The sequence below is a fragment of the Actinoplanes sp. NPDC049598 genome, from assembly GCF_040675435.1.
Lineage (GTDB): Bacteria > Actinomycetota > Actinomycetes > Mycobacteriales > Micromonosporaceae > Actinoplanes.
The window spans coordinates 67,240-87,066 of record NZ_JBFAOX010000003.1 but is presented as its reverse complement, the minus strand read 5'-3'; the positions used below and the strand labels follow the sequence as shown (position 1 = coordinate 87,066).

General features: G+C 71.3%; 21 protein-coding genes. 13 read left to right on the top strand and 8 right to left on the bottom strand.

Features of this window, described 5'->3' with window-relative positions; genetic code table 11:
* Positions 1-293 precede the first annotated feature (293 nt).
* The 4 genes from AB0J66_RS09015 to aroA all read right to left on the bottom strand — a co-directional run bounded on the left by AB0J66_RS09015 (position 294) and on the right by aroA (position 4,470).
* Positions 294-1,160, bottom strand: coding sequence for a hypothetical protein (locus AB0J66_RS09015; RefSeq protein WP_364658651.1), 867 nt, complete (start codon positions 1,158-1,160; stop codon positions 294-296).
* Between the two features lie 125 nt (positions 1,161-1,285).
* Entirely contained in the window at positions 1,286-2,089 is an 804-nt protein-coding gene (gene hisN, locus AB0J66_RS09010; protein WP_364657586.1) for a histidinol-phosphatase, read from the bottom strand.
* 9 nt (positions 2,090-2,098) lie between these two features.
* Entirely contained in the window at positions 2,099-3,175 is a 1,077-nt protein-coding gene (rsgA, locus tag AB0J66_RS09005) for a ribosome small subunit-dependent GTPase A (RefSeq protein ID WP_364658648.1), read from the bottom strand.
* Positions 3,176-3,177: 2 nt separating this feature from the next.
* A complete protein-coding gene (aroA, locus tag AB0J66_RS09000) occupies positions 3,178-4,470 on the bottom strand; it encodes a 3-phosphoshikimate 1-carboxyvinyltransferase (protein ID WP_364658645.1) in 1,293 nt (430 codons plus the stop codon).
* An 86-nt stretch (positions 4,471-4,556) separates the two neighbouring features.
* Between aroA and AB0J66_RS08995 the strand changes: the two genes are divergently transcribed.
* From AB0J66_RS08995 to AB0J66_RS08970, 6 genes are all read left to right on the top strand, one after another.
* Complete coding sequence (locus AB0J66_RS08995) at positions 4,557-5,234, top strand: SOS response-associated peptidase (protein WP_364657583.1); 678 nt, start codon at positions 4,557-4,559, stop codon at positions 5,232-5,234.
* A gap of 246 nt (positions 5,235-5,480) precedes the next feature.
* A complete protein-coding gene (locus AB0J66_RS08990) occupies positions 5,481-5,876 on the top strand; it encodes a WhiB family transcriptional regulator (RefSeq protein ID WP_364657580.1) in 396 nt (131 codons plus the stop codon).
* 4 nt (positions 5,877-5,880) lie between these two features.
* Positions 5,881-6,501: an alpha/beta family hydrolase gene (locus AB0J66_RS08985; RefSeq protein ID WP_364658643.1), complete on the top strand. Its 621-nt coding sequence runs from the start codon at positions 5,881-5,883 to the stop codon at positions 6,499-6,501.
* Between the two features lie 204 nt (positions 6,502-6,705).
* Complete coding sequence (locus tag AB0J66_RS08980; RefSeq protein ID WP_364657577.1) at positions 6,706-7,500, top strand: sigma-70 family RNA polymerase sigma factor; 795 nt, start codon at positions 6,706-6,708, stop codon at positions 7,498-7,500.
* Between the two features lie 4 nt (positions 7,501-7,504).
* Entirely contained in the window at positions 7,505-7,795 is a 291-nt protein-coding gene (rsrA, locus tag AB0J66_RS08975) for a mycothiol system anti-sigma-R factor (protein WP_364657575.1), read from the top strand.
* Between the two features lie 222 nt (positions 7,796-8,017).
* Positions 8,018-8,236: a biotin/lipoyl-binding carrier protein gene (locus AB0J66_RS08970; protein ID WP_364657572.1), complete on the top strand. Its 219-nt coding sequence runs from the start codon at positions 8,018-8,020 to the stop codon at positions 8,234-8,236.
* Here the strand turns inward: AB0J66_RS08970 and AB0J66_RS08965 are convergent.
* Positions 8,223-9,746, bottom strand: coding sequence for a tetratricopeptide repeat protein (locus AB0J66_RS08965; RefSeq protein ID WP_364657570.1), 1,524 nt, complete (start codon positions 9,744-9,746; stop codon positions 8,223-8,225). The two genes, AB0J66_RS08970 and AB0J66_RS08965, sit on opposite strands and share 14 nt — an antisense overlap.
* A gap of 153 nt (positions 9,747-9,899) precedes the next feature.
* Between AB0J66_RS08965 and AB0J66_RS08960 the strand changes: the two genes are divergently transcribed.
* The 5 genes from AB0J66_RS08960 (at position 9,900) to AB0J66_RS08940 (ending at position 16,319) form a co-directional block, all read left to right on the top strand.
* On the top strand, positions 9,900-10,937 hold the full coding sequence (locus tag AB0J66_RS08960; RefSeq protein ID WP_364658640.1) for an SIS domain-containing protein: 1,038 nt from the start codon (positions 9,900-9,902) through the stop codon (positions 10,935-10,937).
* A gap of 34 nt (positions 10,938-10,971) precedes the next feature.
* The gene (locus AB0J66_RS08955) at positions 10,972-12,519 is read left to right on the top strand and encodes a histidine kinase N-terminal domain-containing protein (protein WP_364657567.1); all 1,548 of its coding nucleotides are present in this window, start codon (positions 10,972-10,974) and stop codon (positions 12,517-12,519) included.
* A gap of 284 nt (positions 12,520-12,803) precedes the next feature.
* Complete coding sequence (locus AB0J66_RS08950) at positions 12,804-14,498, top strand: nitrite/sulfite reductase (RefSeq protein WP_364657564.1); 1,695 nt, start codon at positions 12,804-12,806, stop codon at positions 14,496-14,498.
* Between the two features lie 151 nt (positions 14,499-14,649).
* Complete coding sequence (locus tag AB0J66_RS08945) at positions 14,650-15,414, top strand: phosphoadenylyl-sulfate reductase (protein ID WP_364657562.1); 765 nt, start codon at positions 14,650-14,652, stop codon at positions 15,412-15,414.
* On the top strand, positions 15,396-16,319 hold the full coding sequence (locus AB0J66_RS08940; protein ID WP_364657560.1) for a CbiX/SirB N-terminal domain-containing protein: 924 nt from the start codon (positions 15,396-15,398) through the stop codon (positions 16,317-16,319). The genes AB0J66_RS08945 and AB0J66_RS08940 overlap by 19 nt, the downstream gene beginning before the upstream one ends.
* 222 nt (positions 16,320-16,541) lie before the next feature.
* On the opposite strand, the gene AB0J66_RS08935 is transcribed toward AB0J66_RS08940, so the two are convergent.
* Together AB0J66_RS08935 and AB0J66_RS08930 are read right to left on the bottom strand one after the other, a co-directional pair.
* Positions 16,542-16,796, bottom strand: a complete 255-nt coding sequence (locus AB0J66_RS08935; protein ID WP_364657558.1) for a WhiB family transcriptional regulator — start codon at positions 16,794-16,796, stop codon at positions 16,542-16,544.
* Between the two features lie 402 nt (positions 16,797-17,198).
* The gene (locus AB0J66_RS08930; protein ID WP_364657556.1) at positions 17,199-18,146 is read right to left on the bottom strand and encodes a diacylglycerol kinase family protein; all 948 of its coding nucleotides are present in this window, start codon (positions 18,144-18,146) and stop codon (positions 17,199-17,201) included.
* Between the two features lie 52 nt (positions 18,147-18,198).
* Between AB0J66_RS08930 and AB0J66_RS08925 the strand changes: the two genes are divergently transcribed.
* Positions 18,199-18,594, top strand: coding sequence for a hypothetical protein (locus AB0J66_RS08925; protein ID WP_364657553.1), 396 nt, complete (start codon positions 18,199-18,201; stop codon positions 18,592-18,594).
* 38 nt (positions 18,595-18,632) lie between these two features.
* Complete coding sequence (locus AB0J66_RS08920) at positions 18,633-19,325, top strand: FadR/GntR family transcriptional regulator (RefSeq protein WP_364657551.1); 693 nt, start codon at positions 18,633-18,635, stop codon at positions 19,323-19,325.
* On the opposite strand, the gene AB0J66_RS08915 is transcribed toward AB0J66_RS08920, so the two are convergent.
* On the bottom strand, positions 19,322-19,717 hold the full coding sequence (locus tag AB0J66_RS08915) for an ATP-binding protein (RefSeq protein ID WP_364658637.1): 396 nt from the start codon (positions 19,715-19,717) through the stop codon (positions 19,322-19,324). The genes AB0J66_RS08920 and AB0J66_RS08915 overlap by 4 nt on opposite strands.
* Positions 19,718-19,827: the final 110 nt, after the last annotated feature.

The window sequence follows — 19,827 nt, the reverse complement described above, 5'->3', positions numbered from 1 at the left end:
AGCAGCGACACCTCTGTGGGGGGAGCGGCGCGCTACCTCTGTGCGGGGACGGGTGCTACCTCGGCGGGGAGCGGGGATACCTCTGCGCGGGGACGGGCGCTTCCTCGGTGGGGAGCGGCGACATCTCCGTGCGGGGGTAGCGCTACCTCCGCGGGGCCAGCGTCACTTCTGCGCGGCTAACAGCGCCACCCCTTTGCCCAACTGCCGCGACCGGAGGCGTTCCTGCGGAGCCGGCTGATCGCTTGAGCCAACAGAGCCCGCTGAGCGCCTGAGCCAGCGGGACCCCTCGGCGGCTAGCGGCTGGGCGCTGGGGTGCGCAGCGGAGCCTTCTTCGGGCGGGGCGCTTCCGGAGTGCTGTGGTGATGATGCTGGGGCTCGGCGTAGCGGGTCAGGCCGATCACGGCGATCAGGGTGACCACGAAGCCGAGGGCGCCCAGCCAGCCGCGGCCGGGGTGGATCTGGTCGCCCAGCAGGAGGAGGCCGACTACTGCGGCCGGGATGGCGCCGCCGGCGTCCATGGCGGCGACGGCGGCGGTGGTGGAGCCGCGCTGCATGGCCAGGCCCAGCAGCAACTGGCCGACCAGGGAGTGCACGACCAGCAGGTAGAGCAGGGGGTTGGCGAAGAAGCCGGCCACCGAGTGTTCGTTGGCCAGCGGCCGGGCGGCGATCGCGGCGGCCGAGAAGCCCACGCCGGCCAGTGAGCCCAGCACGACGGAGCCGAGCGCCCCTTGCAGGCGTACGGCATAGAAGCCCAACCCTGCGATGACCAGGACCGACAGGGCCAGCATGCAGACGGCGAAAGCGCCCAGGGGGCGCGCCGGCGCCGGTTTGGCCGAGTGCACGAGGCCGGCGATGCCGATCAGCAGGAGGGCGAGCAGGCCGATCTCGGCCACCGGGAGGGACCACTTCAGGACCACCACGCCGAGCAGGGCCGTCACGCCCAGGCCGGCGGCGACGCTGGCCTGCACCAGGAAGAGCGGGAGGTCTTCGCGGGCCAGGAAGGCCAGGACGAAGCCGAGGACCTGGCAGCCGAGGCCGATCAGGTAGGTCCGCTGACCGGCGAGCCGCACGAGCAGGCCCGGGTCGAAGGTGTGGTGCACGGTCGTCTTGGCCGCAGCCGCCGACTGCAGCAGGTTAGCGACCCCGTACGCCAGAATCATGGCGGCGAGGAAGAGCCAGCCCGAGGACACCACCTGACGCACGATAGACCAGGAGCGGGCCGGGTTCAGCGCTTCGGGGAGCATTGTCCGGCTCGGTGCCCGGCCTGTCACGCAGTGCTACAGGTTTACCGCATTTTCGGGGTGAGGGCGGTCAGCACGGTCTCGTGCAGGGGGCCGTTGGTGGCGATCACCGAGGACTTGTCGGCCGGCGGGCGGCCGGCCAGGTCGGTGATCGTGCCGCCGGCCTCGGTGATGATCGGGATGAGGGCGGCCATGTCCCACAGCGACAGCTCGGGCTCGACCATGATGTCGAGTGCGCCCTCGGCCAGCAGCATGTATCCGTAGAAGTCGCCGTAGGCCCGGCTGCGCCACGAGGCCAGGCTCAGATCGACGACGTTCTGCAGCAGGCCGACGTCGGACCAGCCGGAGAGGCTCGCGAAGCAGAAGCTGGCGTCGGCCACCCGGCGCACCCCCGAGACTTTGATCGGGGTGGCCGCGTGCTGGTGCTTGCCGGCGTACGCCCCGAGGCCGCGCCCGCCCCACCAGCGGCGGCCGAGCGCCGGGGCCGAGACGAGCCCGGCGACCGGCGTGTCGCCCTCGAGCAGTGCGATCAGCGTGCCCCAGATGGGCACGCCGCGCACGAAGTTCTTGGTGCCGTCGATCGGGTCGATCACCCAGCGGCGGGTGCCGGGGCCGGCGGCCGCCTCCGTACGCCCGAACTCCTCACCCAGCACCGAGTCGCGCGGCCGGGCCCGGGCCAGCGTGGATCGGATCGCCTGCTCGACCGCGGTGTCGGCGTCGGACACCGGGGTCAGGTCGGGCTTCGACTCGACCCGCAGATCGAGGGCCCGGAAGCGGCCCATCGAGATCGAGTCGGCGGTGTCCGCCAGCATGTGGGCGAGGGAGAGGTCGTCGGCGTAGCCAGCCATGCTGGCACGCTAGCCGATCCCCGGTTCTTCGTCCGGCGGGGCGTCACGGGAGTCGGTGTCGCCGGCCCGGGAGGCCAGCAGGCGGCGGTAGGAGGCCAGCCGGCGGGGGTCGGCCTTGCCCTCGGCGACCCACGCGTCCAGCCGGCAGTCGACGTCGTTCGCCGTGTGGCCGCAGTTGGGCTGGTCGTCGAGGGTGCCCTCGACCAGGTCGGGGAAGCCGTGCAGGAGGCTCTCGGCGCTGACGTGGGCCAGCCCGAAGCTGCGGATGCCGGGGGTGTCGATGATCCAGCCCGGGTCCTGGCGTGACTTGCCGACCGGGGGGAGGCGCAGCGCGACGGCGCTGGTCGAGGTGTGCCGGCCCTTGCCGATGGCGCTGACCACCCCGACGGCGCGCAACGCCTCCGGGACGAGGCGGTTGACCAGGGTGGATTTGCCCACCCCGGAGTGGCCGACCAGGACCGAGATGGTCCCGGCGAGCCGCTGGCGGACCTCGGTGAGGTCGCTGTCCGGGCGGACCAGGACGTACGGGAGGTCGAGCTCGGCGTAGTAGTCGAGCACCGCCTCCGGCCCGGCCAGGTCGGCCTTGGTCAGGCAGAGCAGCGGCTCGATGTCGGCGTCGTACGCGGCCACCAGGCACCGGTCGATGAAGCCGGTCCGCGGCGGCGGGTCGGACAGCGCGCTGACGATCACGAGTTGATCGGCGTTGGCCACCACGACCCGTTCCAGACGGCCCTCGGGCGTGGTGTCGTCGTCGTCCGCGGTGCGGCGCAGCACGGAGGTGCGCTCCTCGATGCGGACGATGCGGGCCAGCGCGCCCGCCGCCCCGGTGACGTCGCCGACCAGGGCCACCCGGTCGCCGACGACCACGGATTTGCGGCCCAGCTCGCGGGCGCGCATCGCGGTGATGACGGGGCTTTCCGGGGTGGCGTCGGTGAGCACGCAGCCGTAGCGGCCACGGTCCACCGTGATCACCAGCGCCTCGATGGCGTCGTCGTGTTTGGGCCGGGTCCGGGTACGCGGGCGCGACGAACGGCCCGGACGGATCCGGACGTCGTCCTCGTCGTACTCCCGCTTGCGCGCAGGCAGATTCAGCTCCTCGCCACGAGTCCCGCCCAGAGTTCGGGGAACTCGGGCAACGTCTTCGACGTACACGCTACGTCGGTGAGGGCTATGCCCGGCACAGCGAGACCCATAACCGCCGCGGCGTGCGCCATTCGGTGATCCGCGTAGGTTTCGAAGCTCGCGGAGCGCGGCGCGCCGGGCACGATGCGCAGACCGTCGGGGAACTCGGTGACCTCGGCCCCGGTCTTGCCCAGCTCGGTGGCGAGCGCGGCCAGGCGGTCGGTCTCGTGGCCGCGGATGTGGGCCACCCCGCGCAGCTCGGACGGGCTGCCGGCCAGCGTGGCCAGGGCCGCGACGACCGGGGTGAGCTCGCTGACCTCGGACAGGTCGGCCGTGATGCCGTGCAGCGAGCCGGTGCCACGCACGGTCAGGCCCTCGGCCGACTGGGTCACCTCGGCCCCGAGCGAGACGAGCAGCGCGGTCACGGCGCCGACGGGCTGCCAGCTCTCGGCCGGCCAGCCGGCCAGCGTGACCTCGCCGCCGGTGACCATGGCGGCGGCGAAGAACGGCGCCGCGCCGGACAGGTCGGGCTCGATCACCCAGGTACGCCCGTGGAGCGGGCCGGGCTCGACCGTCCACACGTCGGCCACGCTCTCGTCGACCACGGCCCCGGCCGCGCGCAGCATGTGGGTCGTCATGCGCAGGTGGGGCGCGGACGGCACCGGCGGGCCCTCGTGGCGCAGCCGCAGGCCCTTGGTGAAGCGCGGCGCGGAGAGCAACAGGCCGGAGACGAACTGACTGGAGGCGGACGCGTCGATCACGGCCTCGCCGCCCTCGACCAGGCCGGCCCCGTGCACGGTCAGCGGCAGCCCGCCCGCCGGGGACGCGTCGATCGACGCGCCGAGCGCCCGCAGCGCCTCGATGATCGGCCGCAGCGGCCGGTTGCGCGCGTGCGGGTCGCCGTCGAACTCGACCGTCCCCTCGGCCAGCGCGGCCGCCGGCGGCAGGAACCGCATGATCGTGCCGGCCAGGCCGACGTCGACCCGGGCCGGACCGCGCAGCGGCCCCGGCTCGACCACCCACCGCTCGTCGGCGCTCGTGTCGACCCCCACGCCGAGCGCGCGCAGGCCCGCGGCCATCAGCTCGGTGTCGCGGGCGCGCAACGGCCGCTCGATCACCGACGGCTCGCCGGCCAGCGCGGCCAGCACCAGCGCCCGGGCCGTCATCGACTTGGAACCGGGCAGGCGGACGACACCGCGGACCGGGCCGGACGCGGTCGGGGCGAGCCAGGGGCGAGCTTCTGCTGTCACACCCGCCATTCTGCCCGGCGCCACTGGCATTCCCCGGGAGGCTTCCCGCCCGCCGGGACACATCTGGACGGCCGACGGGCGTACCGTTGCCCCTCATGTGCGGGCGGTACGCGACGACGCGGAGCGAGGCCGACCTCAGCGATCTCTTCGAGGCCGTCACCGTGGCCGAGACGCCGGGGCCGAGCTGGAACGTCGCCCCGACCGACCCGGTGCCGGTCGTCCGGGTCTCGCAGAGTCACGCGGCCCGGGTGGTCGACACGGCGCGCTGGGGCTTCGTGCCGCCCTGGGCGCCCGACCTGCGGGCCGGCTCGCGGATGATCAACGCTCGGTCCGAGACGGTGGCCACCTCCCCCGCCTTCGCCTCGTCGTTCGCCAAGCGGCGGTGTCTGGTGCCGGCCGACGGCTGGTTCGAGTGGGTCCGCGACGGCAAGCAGCGCCGGGCTTTCTACATGACCCCGGCCGACTCCTCGCCGCTCGCCTTCGCCGGCATCTGGACCGCGTGGGGCCCGGAGTCGATCGTGACCTGCAGCGTTCTGACGACGGCGGCGCTCGGTGGCCTGGCTCAGGTGCATGACCGGATGCCGCTGATCCTGCCCCGTGAGCGCTGGGGCGACTGGCTGGCCGGTGGTGGTGACGCGGCCGCGCTTCTGACGCCGCTGCCGCTGAGCGAGCTGGACGCGATCGACGTCCGGCCGGTGCGCCCAGATGTCGGGAATGTCCGCAACAACGGCCCCCATCTGCTCGAGCCGCCGGCGGAGACGACGCTCTTCTGACGGCGGCGGCAGGACCGTGGGAGCGCTCCCGAATCAGATAACGATTGCCTGAGAGCAAGCAAGATCAACAGAGTGTTTGATCAGGGATTGTCAGCATTTTTTACTGGCAACTTTGTTTCAAGATAGATAAGCCCCTTGTTCTGATCTCTTCCGCTGCGATACAAAACTGCGCCGGAGTGGTGCTGGTTCGCACGGTGCGGACGAGTTCGCCACATGCACGACCGGTCCCACGGGGGAGGTGGGCTCATGACACGGGCACGTATGCCGCGTCCACATGAGGTAGCCATCGCGCGCCGCGATCCGCGGCTGCTCGAAGCTATCCAGGAGCGACGCACCGACGAAGCCTGGCGGACACGCGGCGCATGCCGTTCCGTCGATCCGGAGACGTTTTTTCCAGCGCCGAACGAACCGTCGGAGGGCGCCGTCTCGCTCTGCGGCACCTGCACGGTCCAGGGCCCTTGCCTGGCCTGGGCGCTGCAGGTCGGCGACTGTCACGGCGTCTGGGGCGGCACCACGCCGCGCGAGCGCCGGGCCATGCTGGTGGCCTGGCGGGAGCGGGTCGGGCCGAACGGCGAGACCGTCGACGACGAGACGGATGAGGAAGACCGCCGGTTGCTCACCCTCTTACCGGTGAGCCGCTGATTTCATAGGAGCCGTGACCAGCTCCGAGACACAGATCGAGACACCGCGCGGGCCGGCCGGCCTTCGGATCACCGAACCGGCCGGTCCGCCGGTCAGTCTGCTCGTCCTGGGCCATGGCGCGGGCGGCGGCGTCGACGCGCCCGACCTGCGGGCCGTGCACGATGCGGCTGTCACTTCGGGCGTACGGGTGGCGCTCGTCACCCAGCCCTACCGGGTGGCCGGCCGTCGCGCGCCCGCACCCGCCGGCCACCTCGACGAGGCGTGGACGGCCGTCGTGCGGAAGCTGCGCGCTGACGAAGGCGTACCTCTGGTGGTCGGCGGTCGTTCCAGCGGAGCGCGAGTCGCCTGCCGCACCGCAACCGACCTCGGCGCCGCGGCCGTACTGTGCCTGGCCTTTCCCCTGCACCCACCCGGCAAGCCCGAGAAGACCCGCGCCGACGAACTGCCCATCGGCCTGCCCACTCTGATCCTCAACGGCGACCGCGACCCCTTCGGCGTTCCCCGGCCCACCGCCGACGTCGAGGTCATCGTCCGCTCCGGCGCCACCCACGACCTCCGCAAAGACGTCCAAACTACAGCCGCCCTGGCCGTCGCCTGGCTAAGGGCCCACGGCTGGTGCCACTAACCGCGACCAAAGTCGCGTTGCGCCCGTCGGTGTCGAGGGCGCCGAAAACGGCAAGGCGCAGCCGAGGGCGTTTTCGGTGACCTCGACACGGACCCCTTGGGGCGCATCGCCCGCCGAGCGGAGCGAGGCCATCAGGCAGGGAATGCAAGTTGCGGGTTGGTGGTTGTACCGGCCGGAGCTTGTACGTCGGAAGGGGTAAATGAGGTGCGAGCCGGGACCGACTTCCTCGAGCGCGAGGGCCCGGAGGTCACGAGGGTGCGGGATCTTCTCGATTCCCCCGAGTGGCCGGCCGTGGAGTCCGCGCCACCATCGGTGAGTGTCAGCACACCGGCGGTTTTCGAAGCCGCTAGTGGGGCACTACCCGTATCCTCGGCGGGGCGGTCGAGGGGAGAGCAAAGGGTGGCCCAGACAGAACGGACAGAGGAGCGCCGTGCGCGCTTCGAGCGGGATGCGTTGCCTTTCGTGGACCAGCTGTACGCAGCCGGTCTGCGGATGACGCGTAACCCCGCGGACGCCGAGGACCTCGTTCAGGAAACGTACCTGAAGGCGTTCTCCGCGTTCCACCAGTTCGAGGAGGGGACCAACCTCAAGGCTTGGCTGTACCGCATCCTCACGAACACGTATATCAACTCGTATCGGCGCAAGCAGCGTCAGCCTGTGCAGGCGCCGACCGAGGAGATCACCGACTGGCAGCTCGCCTCGTCGGAGTCGCACACGTCGGCGGGCCTGCGGTCGGCCGAGACCGAGGCGCTGGACCGGCTGCCGGACAGCGACATCAAGGAGGCCCTCCAGGCGCTGCCGGAGGATTTCCGACTGGCCGTCTACCTCGCTGATGTCGAGGGTTTCTCGTACAAGGAGATCGCCGACATCATGGGCACGCCGATCGGCACCGTCATGTCGCGTCTGCACCGTGGGCGCCGCAACCTGCGCAAGACCCTGGAGTCGTACGCCGTCGACCGTGGCATCACCCGGTCCGCTTCGGAACCGCAGGAGGCGTGAGGCGATGAGCGGCCACGACGACGAGCACGAGCACGACACCGATTGCGGGATCGTTCTGTCCGAGGTGTACCTCTACCTCGACCTGGAGTGCAGCGAGGACCGGCGGACGCTGATCCAGAAGCACCTGGACGACTGCGACGGCTGCCTGCGTGAGTACGGCATCGAGCACGAGGTGAAGGCCCTGGTCTCGCGCTGCTGCGGCGACGAGAAGGCGCCGCGCGAGCTGCGCGACCGCCTGCGGGTCAAGCTCGACCAGCTCGAGGTGCAGGTGGAGACCCGGGAGTACCTTCCGTAGAGCCCCACGAAAAGCCCGGCGGATTTCCGCCGGGCTTTTTGCGTTTCAGCTGTTGGGGCGCTTGCCGTGGTTCGCGCTGCTCTTCTTGCGGGCCTTCTTCTTACGGGCCTTCTTCGCCATGATCGACTCCTGTTCGTGCGGTGTTTCCCGCGTCGATCGTAGTCGGGCCGCATCCGTGGTTTGATGACGGCACCTAAGCCCACGAAGCGAGGAGGATTACCGATGGCCGACGAGATCCGGGCCGAGATGGTGGCGAACGTGTGGAAGGTCGTGGCCTCCGCCGGTGACACCGTGGCCGAGGGTGACACCCTGGTGATCCTCGAGTCGATGAAGATGGAGATCCCGGTCGTGGCCGAGTCCGAGGGCACGGTGGCGGAGCTCGCCGTCCACGAGGGTGACGTCGTTCAGGAAGGCGATCTGATCGCGGTTATCGCTGCCTGAACGACCATCGGAGAAGCAGGCGGTTGCGGCCGCGGGGGCGCGGCACCACCGGTACGCGGGTCATCGCGGCCGCCAGCTGACGCGTCGGCCGGTCGAGGGCCGGCGTGGCCAGGGCCAGCTCGGCCACCGAGCGCGCGCCGGGCCGGGAGGCGACCTCGCTGAGCCGGGCGGTGACGATCTCGGCCACGTCTTCGCGCGCGGCCGGGTCGACCCAGGCCGCCACGATCATCGCGAACAAAGCGGCCTCGGTCACCCGGTCGAGGCCGCCGTCGAGCAGCTCGAGCAGCCGCCGGCGGCGGGCCGAGTCGAGCCAGGGCTCCTCGGTGCCGTGGTGCAGCAGGCCGAGGCAGGCCCAGATCTCGGCCGCGGCGACGTCGGCCGGCGGGTGGGCCAGCAGCGCGGTCAGGTCGGCCGGGGTCAGCATGATCAGCGGGACGGCCGCGTCGTAGGCCGCCGACGGGTGGCTCCAGGAGAGGGTGGCCACCTGGCGCAGGCGGCGGACCGCCTCGGCCGAGGGTTCGCCGGCCGACGGCGCGTGCCCCCGCGGCAGCGGGGCGGTGGCCGGGGCGCCGCCCAGCCATGGGGTGTCGCGGCAGCAGTCGCCGAGGTCGGTGTGCTCGTGCGACTCGTCGGGGTGGTCGCGGATGTAGTCGGCCAGCCGGACCAGGTGCATCAGGTCGCCGTCGGCGCGGTAGCGCAGCCGGTGAGCAGTGTGCACCGCGCAGTCGTACTCGGGGTCGCGTTCGAGGGCCCGGTCGACCCAGCTCAGCGCGTCCTCCAGGCGGCCGTTGTCGGCCAGGGTGCCGGCGATGTCGGCGTAGATCGAGAGGTCGTCGGGGTCGTGGGCGACCGCGCGGCGCAGGGCGGCCAGCGCCTCGGGCAGGCGGCCGGCGCTGCGGTGGGCGTACCCGAGCCAGATCTCGCCGAGCTTGGACGGGCGCACCCGGGCCCCGCGGGCGGCCCAGTCGACGGCCAGCTCGTGCTCGCCGACCCGGCGGGCCAGGGCGGAGCCCGCGCCGAGCAGCATCGCGTGCTCGGGGTGGGCGGCGATGGCGTGCCGGACGACGGTCAGGTAGGGGCGCAGGGTGGGCGGGGCCGGTTCGCCCACCCGGGTGCAGAGACGCATGAGAATCTGGGCGAGCAGGCCGGGCTCGATGCGCACGCCGAGGGCGGGCTCGGCCACCCACGGCACACCGGCCCAGTCGGCCGCGGGCGCGTGCCCGCTCGCGGCGGTCAGCAGGGGCAGGCCGTCCTCGGGGCGGCCGGCGGCGGCGAGCAGGTGGGCGCGGGCGGCGAGCCGGCCGGCGGACGCGTGCGGCCCGACCTGGAAGAGGTCCAGTCCGCCGCCGGGCCGGGCGGCCAGCTTGCTGAGTAGCTCGTGCGCCTCGGGGAGGACCGGCGCGTGGGCCAGCGCCCCGGCGAGGTGATCGGCGGCTTTCTCTGGCTCCTCGCGCGCTAGAGCGGATCTTGCCTGCTCAAGTGCGCGGTCGGCGGCGCGGCGTACATCCACGGTGCAGAACAGTAGGCGATATGGGCGAGGATGTCAGCAGGCGTTTGCTGCGCATTAGTGCTCGAAACCTTGACTATCTAAGCTGTTTCTTGCAAAACTGCGCAGCAAATGCGCGAAGATGGGGAGGAACACGTGACACAGCGAGGCCAGGGCATGGCGGCGGACATCGCGGAACAACCGGGCGGATTCGCTCGGCTGCTCGACGCCGGCCACGCCGACGGGATCGCCGCGGTCGCCGCCGAGGTGGCCCGCCGCAAGCCGCGCAACGTGGTGTTCGTGGGCCGCGGCACCTCCGACCACGCGGCGCTCTACGGGGCGTACCTCACCGAGATCCGCCTCGGCCTGCCCGTGGCGAGCGCCTCACCGAGCGCGATCACTCTCTACGGCGCCCGGCCCGACTTCGCCGGCACGCTCGTGATCGGCGTGAGCCAGAGCGGTGGGTCGCCCGACCTCACCGGCGTGCTGAAGACCGCCCGCGAAACCGGTGGGCTGACCCTCGCGGTGACCAACAACCCGGAGTCGCCGCTGGCCCAGGCGGCCGAGCTGTCGATCGACGTCGCGGCCGGGCACGAGCGGGCGGTCGCGGCCACCAAGACCTACACGGCCGAGCTGCTGGCCCTGCTGATGCTGATCGAGGGGATCCGGGCCGGTGACGGCCGGCTGCCCGACGAGGAGCGGGCCGCCCTGGACAAGCTGCCCCAGCTGGCCGAGGACGCGCTGAGCGACCCGGCCGCGGACGACCTGGCCCAGCGCTACCGGTTCGCGTCCCGGATGGTCACGACCGCGCGGGGGTACGCGTACCCGACCGCCCGCGAGGCCGCGCTGAAGCTGATGGAGACGTCGTACCTGCCGGCGCTCGCGTTCTCGGGGGCCGACCTGCTGCACGGCCCACTGGCCATGACCGACCCCGACGTGCCGGTGCTGGCCGTGGTCGGCGACGGCCCGGGCGGCCGGTCGATGCGTGACGTGGTCACCCGGCTGGCCGAGCGCCGGGCCGACGTGGTGACGGTCGGCGCGACCGACGTGACCGGCGCCGCGGGGCGGCTGGCGGTACCGGCGGTGGCCGACGAGCGCTACAGCGCCCTGCTCGACATCCTGCCGCTGCAGAAGCTCGCTCTCGCTCTGGCCCTGGCCCGCGGCGAGGACCCGGACGCGCCCCGCGGCTTAAAGAAGGTCACCACCACTCTTTAGGCGGGAGGAAACACGAACGTGGAAAGCTTGCTGCGTGTCCACGTTGCGTGAACTGGCCGAAGAGCACACCTCTCTCGGCGCGGCCGACATCGACCACCTGCACCGGCTGGCCGGCGACTGGCAGCTGCTGTCCGACCTCTCCTTCGCCGACCTGCTCCTCTGGGTGCCGGTGAAGCGGGAGGACGGGCAGCCGCGGGAGTACCTGTGCGTGGCCCAGGTGCGGCCGAACAGCGCGCCCACCGCGTACCAGGACGACCAGGTCGGCAAGATCGTCGGCGGGCCCGAGGTGGCCCACCTGGACATCGCCTTCACCCAGGAGCGGATCTGGCGCGAGGGCGATCCGGTCTGGTACGGCGACACCCCGGCCCGGCACGAGGCGATTCCCGTCCGGCTGCGTGACGAGGACGGCCGGGAGGAGGGCTGGAGCCAGGTCATCGCGGTGATCGGCCGGGACACCAACCTCTCCACCGCCCGCACGCCCAGCCAGCTCGAGCTCAACTACCTGACCACCGCCGACGACCTGGCCCAGATGGTGGCCGACGGCACGTTCCCGCCGCCGCGGCACCCGGGGGAGACCACTTCGGCTCCGCGCGTCGGTGACGGCTTGGCGCGGCTCGACGCCGGGGGCAAGGTGACGTACGCGTCGCCCAACGCGCAGTCGGCCTTCCGGCGCCTCGGCTTCAACGCCCACCTGGTCGGCGAGGAGCTCTCGATGCTGATCAGCCGGCTCGCGGCCGATCCGCTGGAGGGCAACGACGTGGCCGAGCGGATCCTGTCCGCCCTGCGCGGCGAGTTCCCGCCCCGGCAGGAGGTGGAGGCGCGCGGCGCGACCGTGCTCACCCGGGCCCTGCCGCTGCTGCCGGCCGGCGTGCCGATCGGCGCGCTGGTGCTGGTGCGCGACGTGACCGAGGTGCGCCGCCGGGACCGGGCGCTGATGACCAAGGACGCGACCATCCGCGAGATCCACCACCGGGTCAAGAACAACCTGCAGACGGTGGCCGCCCTGCTGCGCCTGCAGGCCCGCCGGGTGGACGCGCCGGAGGCCAAGATGGCGCTGCAGGAGTCGGTGCGCCGGGTCGCCTCGATCGCCCTGGTACACGAGACGCTGTCGATGTCGAGCGACGAGGCGGTCGAGTTCGACGGCATCGTCGACCGGGTGGCGACCGCCGCGGCCGAGGTGGCGGCGACCAGCATCCAGGTCAAGATGCGCCGCGAGGGCACGTTCGGCGTGCTCCCCGCCGAGATCGCCACGTCGCTGGTCATGGTGCTCAACGAGTTGCTGATCAACGCGGTCGAGCACGGCTTCCCGGCCGACGAGGACGAGAACGGCGAGCCCGAGCCGCCCTCGCCGAGCGAGGTCGGCGAGGTGGTTGTGTCGGCCCACCGCTTCCGCAAGCAGCTGCATGTCACGGTGGCCGACAACGGGCAGGGCCTGCCCGAGGGCTTCGACGCCGGGGGCCGGCTCGGCCTGCAGATCGTCCGGGCGCTGGCCACGGGCGAGCTACGCGGCAGCATTGAGCTGCGCAATCGGGCCGGCGGGGGCACCGAGGCGGTGCTCGTGGTGCCGCTCGGCAAGAGGTGATCTATGCGGCGTGACACATTCTCGAAATCTGGACCACACTGGCCGAGAATGGTCGGGCGTGAGAGGCTAACCCACATGACCGCTGCAGTTGACCGCCGCTTCGTGGCTCGCCGCCACGTTGATTACGGGCGTGTCCGCAGCGCGATGTGTCCGGGTTCCTGACGCCGCCCGATTCTGTGTACCGGGTGCGCGAGACGCCCGGCCACTCCTGACACTGAAGTCGCGAGTCCGCTAAACGGCCGAAGCGTCCTCCCGCGCCCACCCTAGCCCGGAGGACCGCCGACATGGCGCCCAGCAGCACACCCGCAGGCCCGGCCGCTCGCCCCCGCAAGGCGCGTGGCGAGGGCCAGTGGGCGCTCGGACACCGTGAGCCGCTCAACCCCAACGAGCGGATCAAGAAGGACGACAACCCGCTCAACGTTCGCGCCCGCATCGAGAACATCTACGCCCACAGCGGCTTCGCCTCGATCGACCCGCAGGACCTGCGCGGCCGTTTTCGCTGGTGGGGGCTGTACACCCAGCGCAAGGCGGGCATCGACGGCGGCCGTACGGCCGTGCTCGAGCCGCACGAGCTGGAGGACGAGTTCTTCATGCTCCGGGTCCGGGTCGACGGCGGCGCGCTGAGCCTGGCCCAGCTGCGGGTCATCGCCGACATCTCCCGCGAGTTCGGCCGCGACAGCGCCGACATCACCGACCGGCAGAACATCCAGCTGCACTGGATCCGGGTCGAGGACGTGCCGGAGATCTGGCGCCGGCTCGAGGCGGTCGGCCTGCAGACCACCGAGGCCTGCGGCGACTGCCCGCGCGTGGTGCTCGGCTCGCCGGTCGCCGGCATCGCCCGCGACGAGGTCATCGACGGCACGCCGGCGATCGACGAGATCCTCGAGCGCTACATCGGCGACCCGCAATACTCCAACCTGCCGCGCAAGTTCAAGTCGCAGATCTCGTGGCTGGCCGACGGGCCGTACGAGACCAACGACATCTCCTTCGTCGGCGTCGTCCACCCGCAGCACGGCCCCGGCTTCGACCTCTGGGTCGGCGGCGGCCTGTCCACCAACCCGCGGCTGGCCGAGCGCCTCGGCGTCTGGGTCCCGCTGGCTGAGATCCCGGACGTCTGGGAGGGCGTGGTCGGCATCTTCCGCGACTACGGCTACCGGCGGCTGCGCAACCGCGCCCGGCTGAAGTTCCTGCTGGCCGACTGGGGTGTGGCCAAGTTCCGCGAGATCCTCGAGAAGGAATACCTGGGCCGGGCCCTGATCGACGGCCCGCCGCCGGAGCTGCCGGCCAAGCCGATCGACCACATCGGCGTGCACAAGCAGAACGACGGGCTCAACTACATCGGCGCCGCCCCCGTGGTGGGCCGTACGTCCGGGACTCAGCTCGCCCGGCTGGCCGACGCCGCCGAGGAGCACGGCTCGGACCGGGTGCGCCTCACCGCGTACCAGAAGCTTCTGGTCCTTGACGTGGCCGACGACAAGGTCGAGTCGCTGATCGAGAAGCTGCGCGCGATCGGGCTGGAAGCCCGCCCCTCGGCCTGGCGGCGCGGCACGATGGCCTGCACCGGCATCGAGTACTGCAAGCTCGCCATCGTCGAGACCAAGGCCCGCGGCGAGGAGCTGGTGGCCCGGCTCGAGGAGCGGCTCAAGGACTTCGACGCCGACATCTCGATCCACATCAACGGCTGCCCCAACGCCTGCGCCCGTACCCAGGTGGCCGACATCGGCCTCAAGGGCCAGCTCGTCATGAACGCCCACGGCGAGCAGGTCGAGGGCTTCCAGGTGCACCTCGGCGGCGGCCTCGGCATGGCCCAGGGCCAGACCTCCGGTTTCGGCCGCAAGCTGCGCGGCCTCAAGGCCACGGCCGAGGAGCTCCCGCTGTACGTGGAGAAGCTCGCCCGCAACTACCTCGGTGACCGGTCGTCGTCCGACGAGACGTTCGCCCACTGGGTGCTCCGCGCCGACGAGGAGCTCCTGAAATGAGTGACGCCCGATCCACCCCGCTGTACTGCCCCTACTGCGGCGATGAGGACCTTTACCCCAACGAGGCTTCGCACGGCGCCTGGGAGTGCCACTCCTGCGCCCGAGTTTTCACGGTGAAGTTCAACGGCTTGCTATCCCGGGGAGTCAAGAAATGACCATCGTGGCCGCCACCTCTCTCAACCTGGTCACCCTCGGCGCGCCCGCCGCGCCCCAGGACCCGACCCGCCACACCCGCGACGAGCTCGAGGCGCTCGCCCGCGACGCCGGCCGCGAGCTCGAGGGCGCGCCGGCCGAGGTGATCGCCAAGTGGGCGACCGACACCTTCGGCGACCGCTTCTGCGTGACCAGCTCGATGGCCGACGCGGTGGTGGCGAGCCTCTTCTCCCGGGTCTCGCCCGGCGTCGACGTGGTCTTCCTCGACACCGGCCTGCACTTCCCGGAGACGCTCAAGGTGCGCGACATCGTCGCCGCCACCATGAACGTCAACGTCCGCTCGATCCGCCCGCGGATGACGGTCGGCCAGCAGGACGGCGAGTACGGTCCGCGGCTGTTCGCCCGCAGCCCCGACGAGTGCTGCTTCCTGCGCAAGGTCGAGCCGCTGGAGCGCGCCCTGTCCGACTACGACGCCTGGGCCACCGGGCTGCGCCGCGACGAGTCGCCGACCCGGGCCAACACGCCGGTGGTGGCCTTCGACGCCAAGAAGGGCAAGGTCAAGGTCAACCCGATCGCGGCCTGGACCCAGGCCGACGTGGACCGCTACATCAGCCGGTGGAACGTGCCGGTGAACGAGCTCTTCAAGAAGGGCTACGGCTCGATCGGCTGCTGGCCCTGCACCCGGCGCACCAAGGCCGGCGAGGACCCGCGCGCGGGCCGCTGGGCGATGTTCGAGAAGACCGAATGCGGTCTGCACGTCTGACCGTCCTGCTGGTCGCGCACGGCAGCCGGGACCCACGGGCCGCCGCCTCGACCGAGGCGCTGGCCCGGGCCGTGGGCCGGGCCCGCCCCGGCTGGAGCGTGCGCGCGTCCTATCTGGACCACGCCGGGCCGCGGCCGCTGGACGTCCTCGCCTCCCTCCCGGCCGGCTCCGACGTCGTCGTGGTGCCGCTGCTGCTCACCGCGGCCTACCACGGCCGCGTCGACCTGCCGGCGGTCATCTCGGCGGCGGCCGCCCTCCCGATCCGGGTGTCGCTGGCCGACGTCCTGGGCCCGGCCTCGCGAGCGGATCTCGGCCTTCCCGCCCGCGCCGATCTCAGCCCCGCCCGCGCCGATCTCAGCCCTGCGCGCGCTGACCTCAGCCCTGCGCGCGCCGATCTCAGCCCTGCGCGCGCCGATCTCAGCCCTGCGCGCGCTGACCCCAGCCCTGCGCGCGCCGATCTTGGCCCTTCCGCGTTCGGAGGCTTCAGCCGCCTCTCTCGCGCGGACATTTCGGGCGGGTTGCTGGATGGGCTCGTCCGGCGGCTGCCGACGCTGGACCTCGACGGGGTCGTGCTGGCCGCGGCGGGCACGCGGGACGCGGCCGCGCGGGAAACGATCACGTGGGTCGGCGAGGCCCTCAGCGCCCGCCTGAGCCTGCCGTGCGCCGTCGCCTATGCCTCGGGTGCCCTGCCGCGTCCCGGCGACGCTGTGAGCGGTCTGCGGGGCAAGGTCGGGATGTCGGCCTACTTCCTGGCGCCCGGTTTCCTCTACGACCTCGCGGTGCGCTCGGCGCTCGACGCGGGGGCGGTGGCGATCGCCGAACCGCTGGGCGACGCATCGGATCTTGTACGCGTCGTGACCGCCCGTGTCGCCCTGACGCAGAGTCACTATCCCGTTGCGGCATAAGGCCGTCACGCGCCGGATGGAGAATGTGGACCATTGGTGATCGCGGCCCGCAATTTCGAGATCATTTCGTGGATTCTCGATGGAACCCAACGTGATCGAATTAGCGCGGTGGGCGAACCCCCAAGGAACCTCTCAGGAATCGACGCGGTGAGTAATCGACCGGAAACAGCAAGACGCCCCGGTGCCGATAGGCCCGGGGCGCAAATGCTGTGGGGGATTGGTTCAGGCGGTGGGAGCGCCGACCCGCAGGCCGCCGCGACGCTTCACGGCGCGCCGCTCGTCTTCGCTCATCCCGCCCCAAACGCCGGCATCCTGACCGGACTCGAGGGCCCACGCGAGGCAGCTCTCGGTCACCGGACACCGCCGGCACACGGCCTTGGCCTGCTCGACCTGCAGGAGCGCGGGGCCGGACGTCCCGATCGGGAAGAACAGCTCCGGGTCCTCGTCGCGGCAGATCGCATCGTGACGCCAGTCCATGGCGGCAACACTCCTTGTTTCGGATGGGGTAATGAATCGCGTTACTGGTTTACCTATGCATGCGCGTCGGCGGCCGGTGGGGCAGAGCCCTCCGCTCGCCATGCGTAGCAAGCTTTTGTGTTTCTGGCGGGCTGTTCGGCGCTTCTGAATTAGGAACGCGCACAAGCAGCAGCCGGTTACTTCATATCGCTTGTGAATGCTTTCACGAACTCTGGCGATGTCAAGGGTAGCGCCAGAAGTTTCTCCCGGCGGGTGAGCTGGCTCACGACCCCTTTGTCCGGTTCTGGGGTGACTGCCAGGACCCGGTGACGAACGCTCCCATCAATGTAGTACGGTCACGGCCCTTCTGCCGACCTTTTGACCGAGTTTCTGTAACGGATCGTGAGGTTCACTACCCCGTGATCAGCAGATCACACGTAGTGCCTCGGGAACGGACACGAAGTGCACCTTCTGACGTTCCCCTAAGTAATCGCCGTCCAGCTGGAAAGGCTGCGGACGGGAGGCCACCACGGTGAACTCGTCCTGATCGTGCAGCTGCAGCACCTGCTTGCCGCTGGGGTCGCTTTTACGGGTGGCGAGCTGGGCCATGGTCCGGGTCGTGCTGGTGATCGCGAGACCACGCAGCGCCAGCACATCGAGGCCGCGGTCGAAGGAGGCGTTCGGGTTCGGGTTGATGGCGCGGTCACCCAGATAGGTCCAGGGCGCAGTGTTCTGCACGATCACCGTGCCGAGGTCGGCCTCGGCCGGCTCGCCGGGGCGCTCGATGCTCAGCGGCGGGGTCTTGCGGTCATCGCCGAAGAACTGGCCGACGATCGAGCGGAAGTAGAGACCGGGAGTGGAGGTACGCCCGCGCAGGCGGGCCTGCTCGACACGGCGTACCACCGCGGCGTCGAAGCCCACGCCGGCCGCGAAGGTGAAGTAGCGGTCGTCGGCCCGGCCGAGCCCGATCACCCGGTGCCGGCCGTCGCGCAGTCCGTCGAGGATGACGCTGGTGCCCTCGGCCCAGTCGCGGGGCAGGCCGAGCGCGCGGGCGAAGACGTTGGTCGAGCCGCCGGGCACCACCGCGAGGGCGGGCAGCGCGTCGCAGCGCGAACCGGTCACGCCGCTCAGCGCGGCCTCGGCGGTCATCAGCCCGTTGACCGCCTCGTTCACCGTCCCGTCGCCGCCGAGCGTGACCACCACATCGACGCCGCTCTCGGCGGCGGTGCGCGCCAGCGCCGAGGCGTGCCCGCGGCGGGTCGTGTACTCCACCGTCAGGTCAACCGCGCTGCGCAGAGCGCGGACAAGCACATCTCGGCTGCGCTCGCTGGTGGTCGTAGCCTTGGGGTTGACCAGCAGTAACGCTCGCATGCGCGGCACTGTACCCAACAACGGCCCGAAACACTGTCGGTATGGTGCTGCTGTGACCGGTGAGAAGTCAGTCGTTGACAACCCCGCGACGCTGGTTTGGGCGGTGCGGCTGCTCTACCTGGAGAGCGCGGCGCTGGCCGCGCTCACGGTGTGGCTGCTCGTCCTCGATCTGACCAGTGATGAGGTGAACGTCGGCGTGGCCGCCGCGCTCACCGTCCTCGCCCTGATCGGCGTCGTCCTCATCTTCTTCGTGGCCCGCTTCCTGGGTCAGCGCCGGCGCGGCAGCCGGGGCCCGGCGATCGGCGTCCAGCTGTTCGTCATCGCCACCGGCGGCTTCCTCATCCAGGTGAATCCACTCTGGCTGGGTGTTGTGCTGATGGCCCTCGGTGTGCTGGTGGGGCTGCTGATCGTCCTTCCGGCCAGCACGAAAGCTCTCGGCATCGATTAACCGGACTTATTCCGAGCAAGAGGGCCTACCCTGTGGGAGTGACCGGATCAACGGTGCGGCCGCCCGCATACCAACTGCTGGCGGACGAGTTACGGGCTGACATCACTTCGGGGCGCCTGCAACCCGGCGAGCGGCTGCCTCCCGAACCGGAGCTGTGCGTCAAGACCGGCGTCAGCCGTAGCACGGTCCGCGAGGCCTTACGCCTGCTGGCCAGCCAGCATCTGATCGTGACGACCCGCGGGGTGACCGGCGGCAGCTTCGTCGCCCACCCCGACGCCGAGCAGTTGGCCGACGGCCTGGCCACCGGCTTCACGCTGCTGACCAACTCGGCCGACGTCGGGCTGGCCGACCTGCTCGAGCTGCGGCGGGCGCTGGAGGTGCCGGCGGCCGGGCTGGCCGCGGTGCGCCGCGACGACGAGCACCTCATCGAGATCCACGGCGCGCTCTTCGACCCGGCGGTCGACGACCTCGACACCATGCTGGCCGCGCACGCGGCGTTCCACATGGCGGTGGCCAAGGCGACCGGCAATCCGCTGTTCGAGCTGGTGGTGCGGCCGCTTTACCACGCGTCGTTCGGTGAGGACGTCACCGCCGACCTGCCGCCCAACTACTGGCGCCAGATCGACGCGGACCACCGCCTGCTGCTGGACTGCCTGACCATGCGGGACGCGGAGTCGGCGACCAAGGCCGCGGCGCGCCACCTCGATTACATCGCGGCGGTCGTGCGCTAGAAATTGACGCGGCGCGTCACGAGGCGGATCGTGGCGCGCTGACCAGTCGCCTCGGCGGTGGCCGACGTGGTCAGGGCGGTCAGCACCTTCCACGCGAAGGACGACTCGGCCGGCAGCTTGGCGCCGCGCACGGTCGTCACGGTGACCTCGACAGTCAGCGCATCCTCGGTGACGGCGAAGCGGCAGTCGAGCTCGGCGCCGCGGGTCGCGATGGCCAGCAGCATCGCGCACGCCTCGTCGACGGCGATGCGCAGATCCTCGATCTCGTCGAGGGCGAAATGGAGCCGGGCGGCCAGGCCGGCCGTCGCCGTGCGGAGCACACCGAGGTAGCCGCCGTCGGCGGGCACGGTGAGCATGACGACGTCGTCGCCGATCGCCGGGTCCGGGTGCATGTCCGTCAGAGTCACCGTGTCATCCTCCCAACGCCAGGCACTCTAGCCGCCGGCCGGTGGTAACGCGACGACGGCAGGCCCCGTCCGATGGACGCCGCCTGCCGTCGAAC

Bases quoted from the DNA above. Each gene is read 5' to 3' on its own strand.
- AB0J66_RS09015 (WP_364658651.1), bottom strand. From the start codon at position 1,160: ATGATTCTGGCGTACGGGGTCGCTAACCTGCTGCAGTCGGCGGCTGCG.
- hisN (WP_364657586.1), bottom strand. From the start codon at position 2,089: ATGGCTGGCTACGCCGACGACCTCTCCCTCGCCCACATGCTGGCGGAC.
- aroA (WP_364658645.1), bottom strand. From the start codon at position 4,470: ATGGCGGGTGTGACAGCAGAAGCTCGCCCCTGGCTCGCCCCGACCGCG.
- AB0J66_RS08995 (WP_364657583.1), top strand. From the start codon at position 4,557: ATGTGCGGGCGGTACGCGACGACGCGGAGCGAGGCCGACCTCAGCGAT.
- AB0J66_RS08990 (WP_364657580.1), top strand. From the start codon at position 5,481: ATGACACGGGCACGTATGCCGCGTCCACATGAGGTAGCCATCGCGCGC.
- rsrA (WP_364657575.1), top strand. From the start codon at position 7,505: ATGAGCGGCCACGACGACGAGCACGAGCACGACACCGATTGCGGGATC.
- AB0J66_RS08970 (WP_364657572.1), top strand. From the start codon at position 8,018: ATGGCCGACGAGATCCGGGCCGAGATGGTGGCGAACGTGTGGAAGGTC.
- AB0J66_RS08960 (WP_364658640.1), top strand. From the start codon at position 9,900: ATGGCGGCGGACATCGCGGAACAACCGGGCGGATTCGCTCGGCTGCTC.
- AB0J66_RS08950 (WP_364657564.1), top strand. From the start codon at position 12,804: ATGGCGCCCAGCAGCACACCCGCAGGCCCGGCCGCTCGCCCCCGCAAG.
- AB0J66_RS08945 (WP_364657562.1), top strand. From the start codon at position 14,650: ATGACCATCGTGGCCGCCACCTCTCTCAACCTGGTCACCCTCGGCGCG.
- AB0J66_RS08940 (WP_364657560.1), top strand. From the start codon at position 15,396: ATGCGGTCTGCACGTCTGACCGTCCTGCTGGTCGCGCACGGCAGCCGG.
- AB0J66_RS08935 (WP_364657558.1), bottom strand. From the start codon at position 16,796: ATGGACTGGCGTCACGATGCGATCTGCCGCGACGAGGACCCGGAGCTG.
- AB0J66_RS08930 (WP_364657556.1), bottom strand. From the start codon at position 18,146: ATGCGAGCGTTACTGCTGGTCAACCCCAAGGCTACGACCACCAGCGAG.
- AB0J66_RS08915 (WP_364658637.1), bottom strand. From the start codon at position 19,717: ATGCACCCGGACCCGGCGATCGGCGACGACGTCGTCATGCTCACCGTG.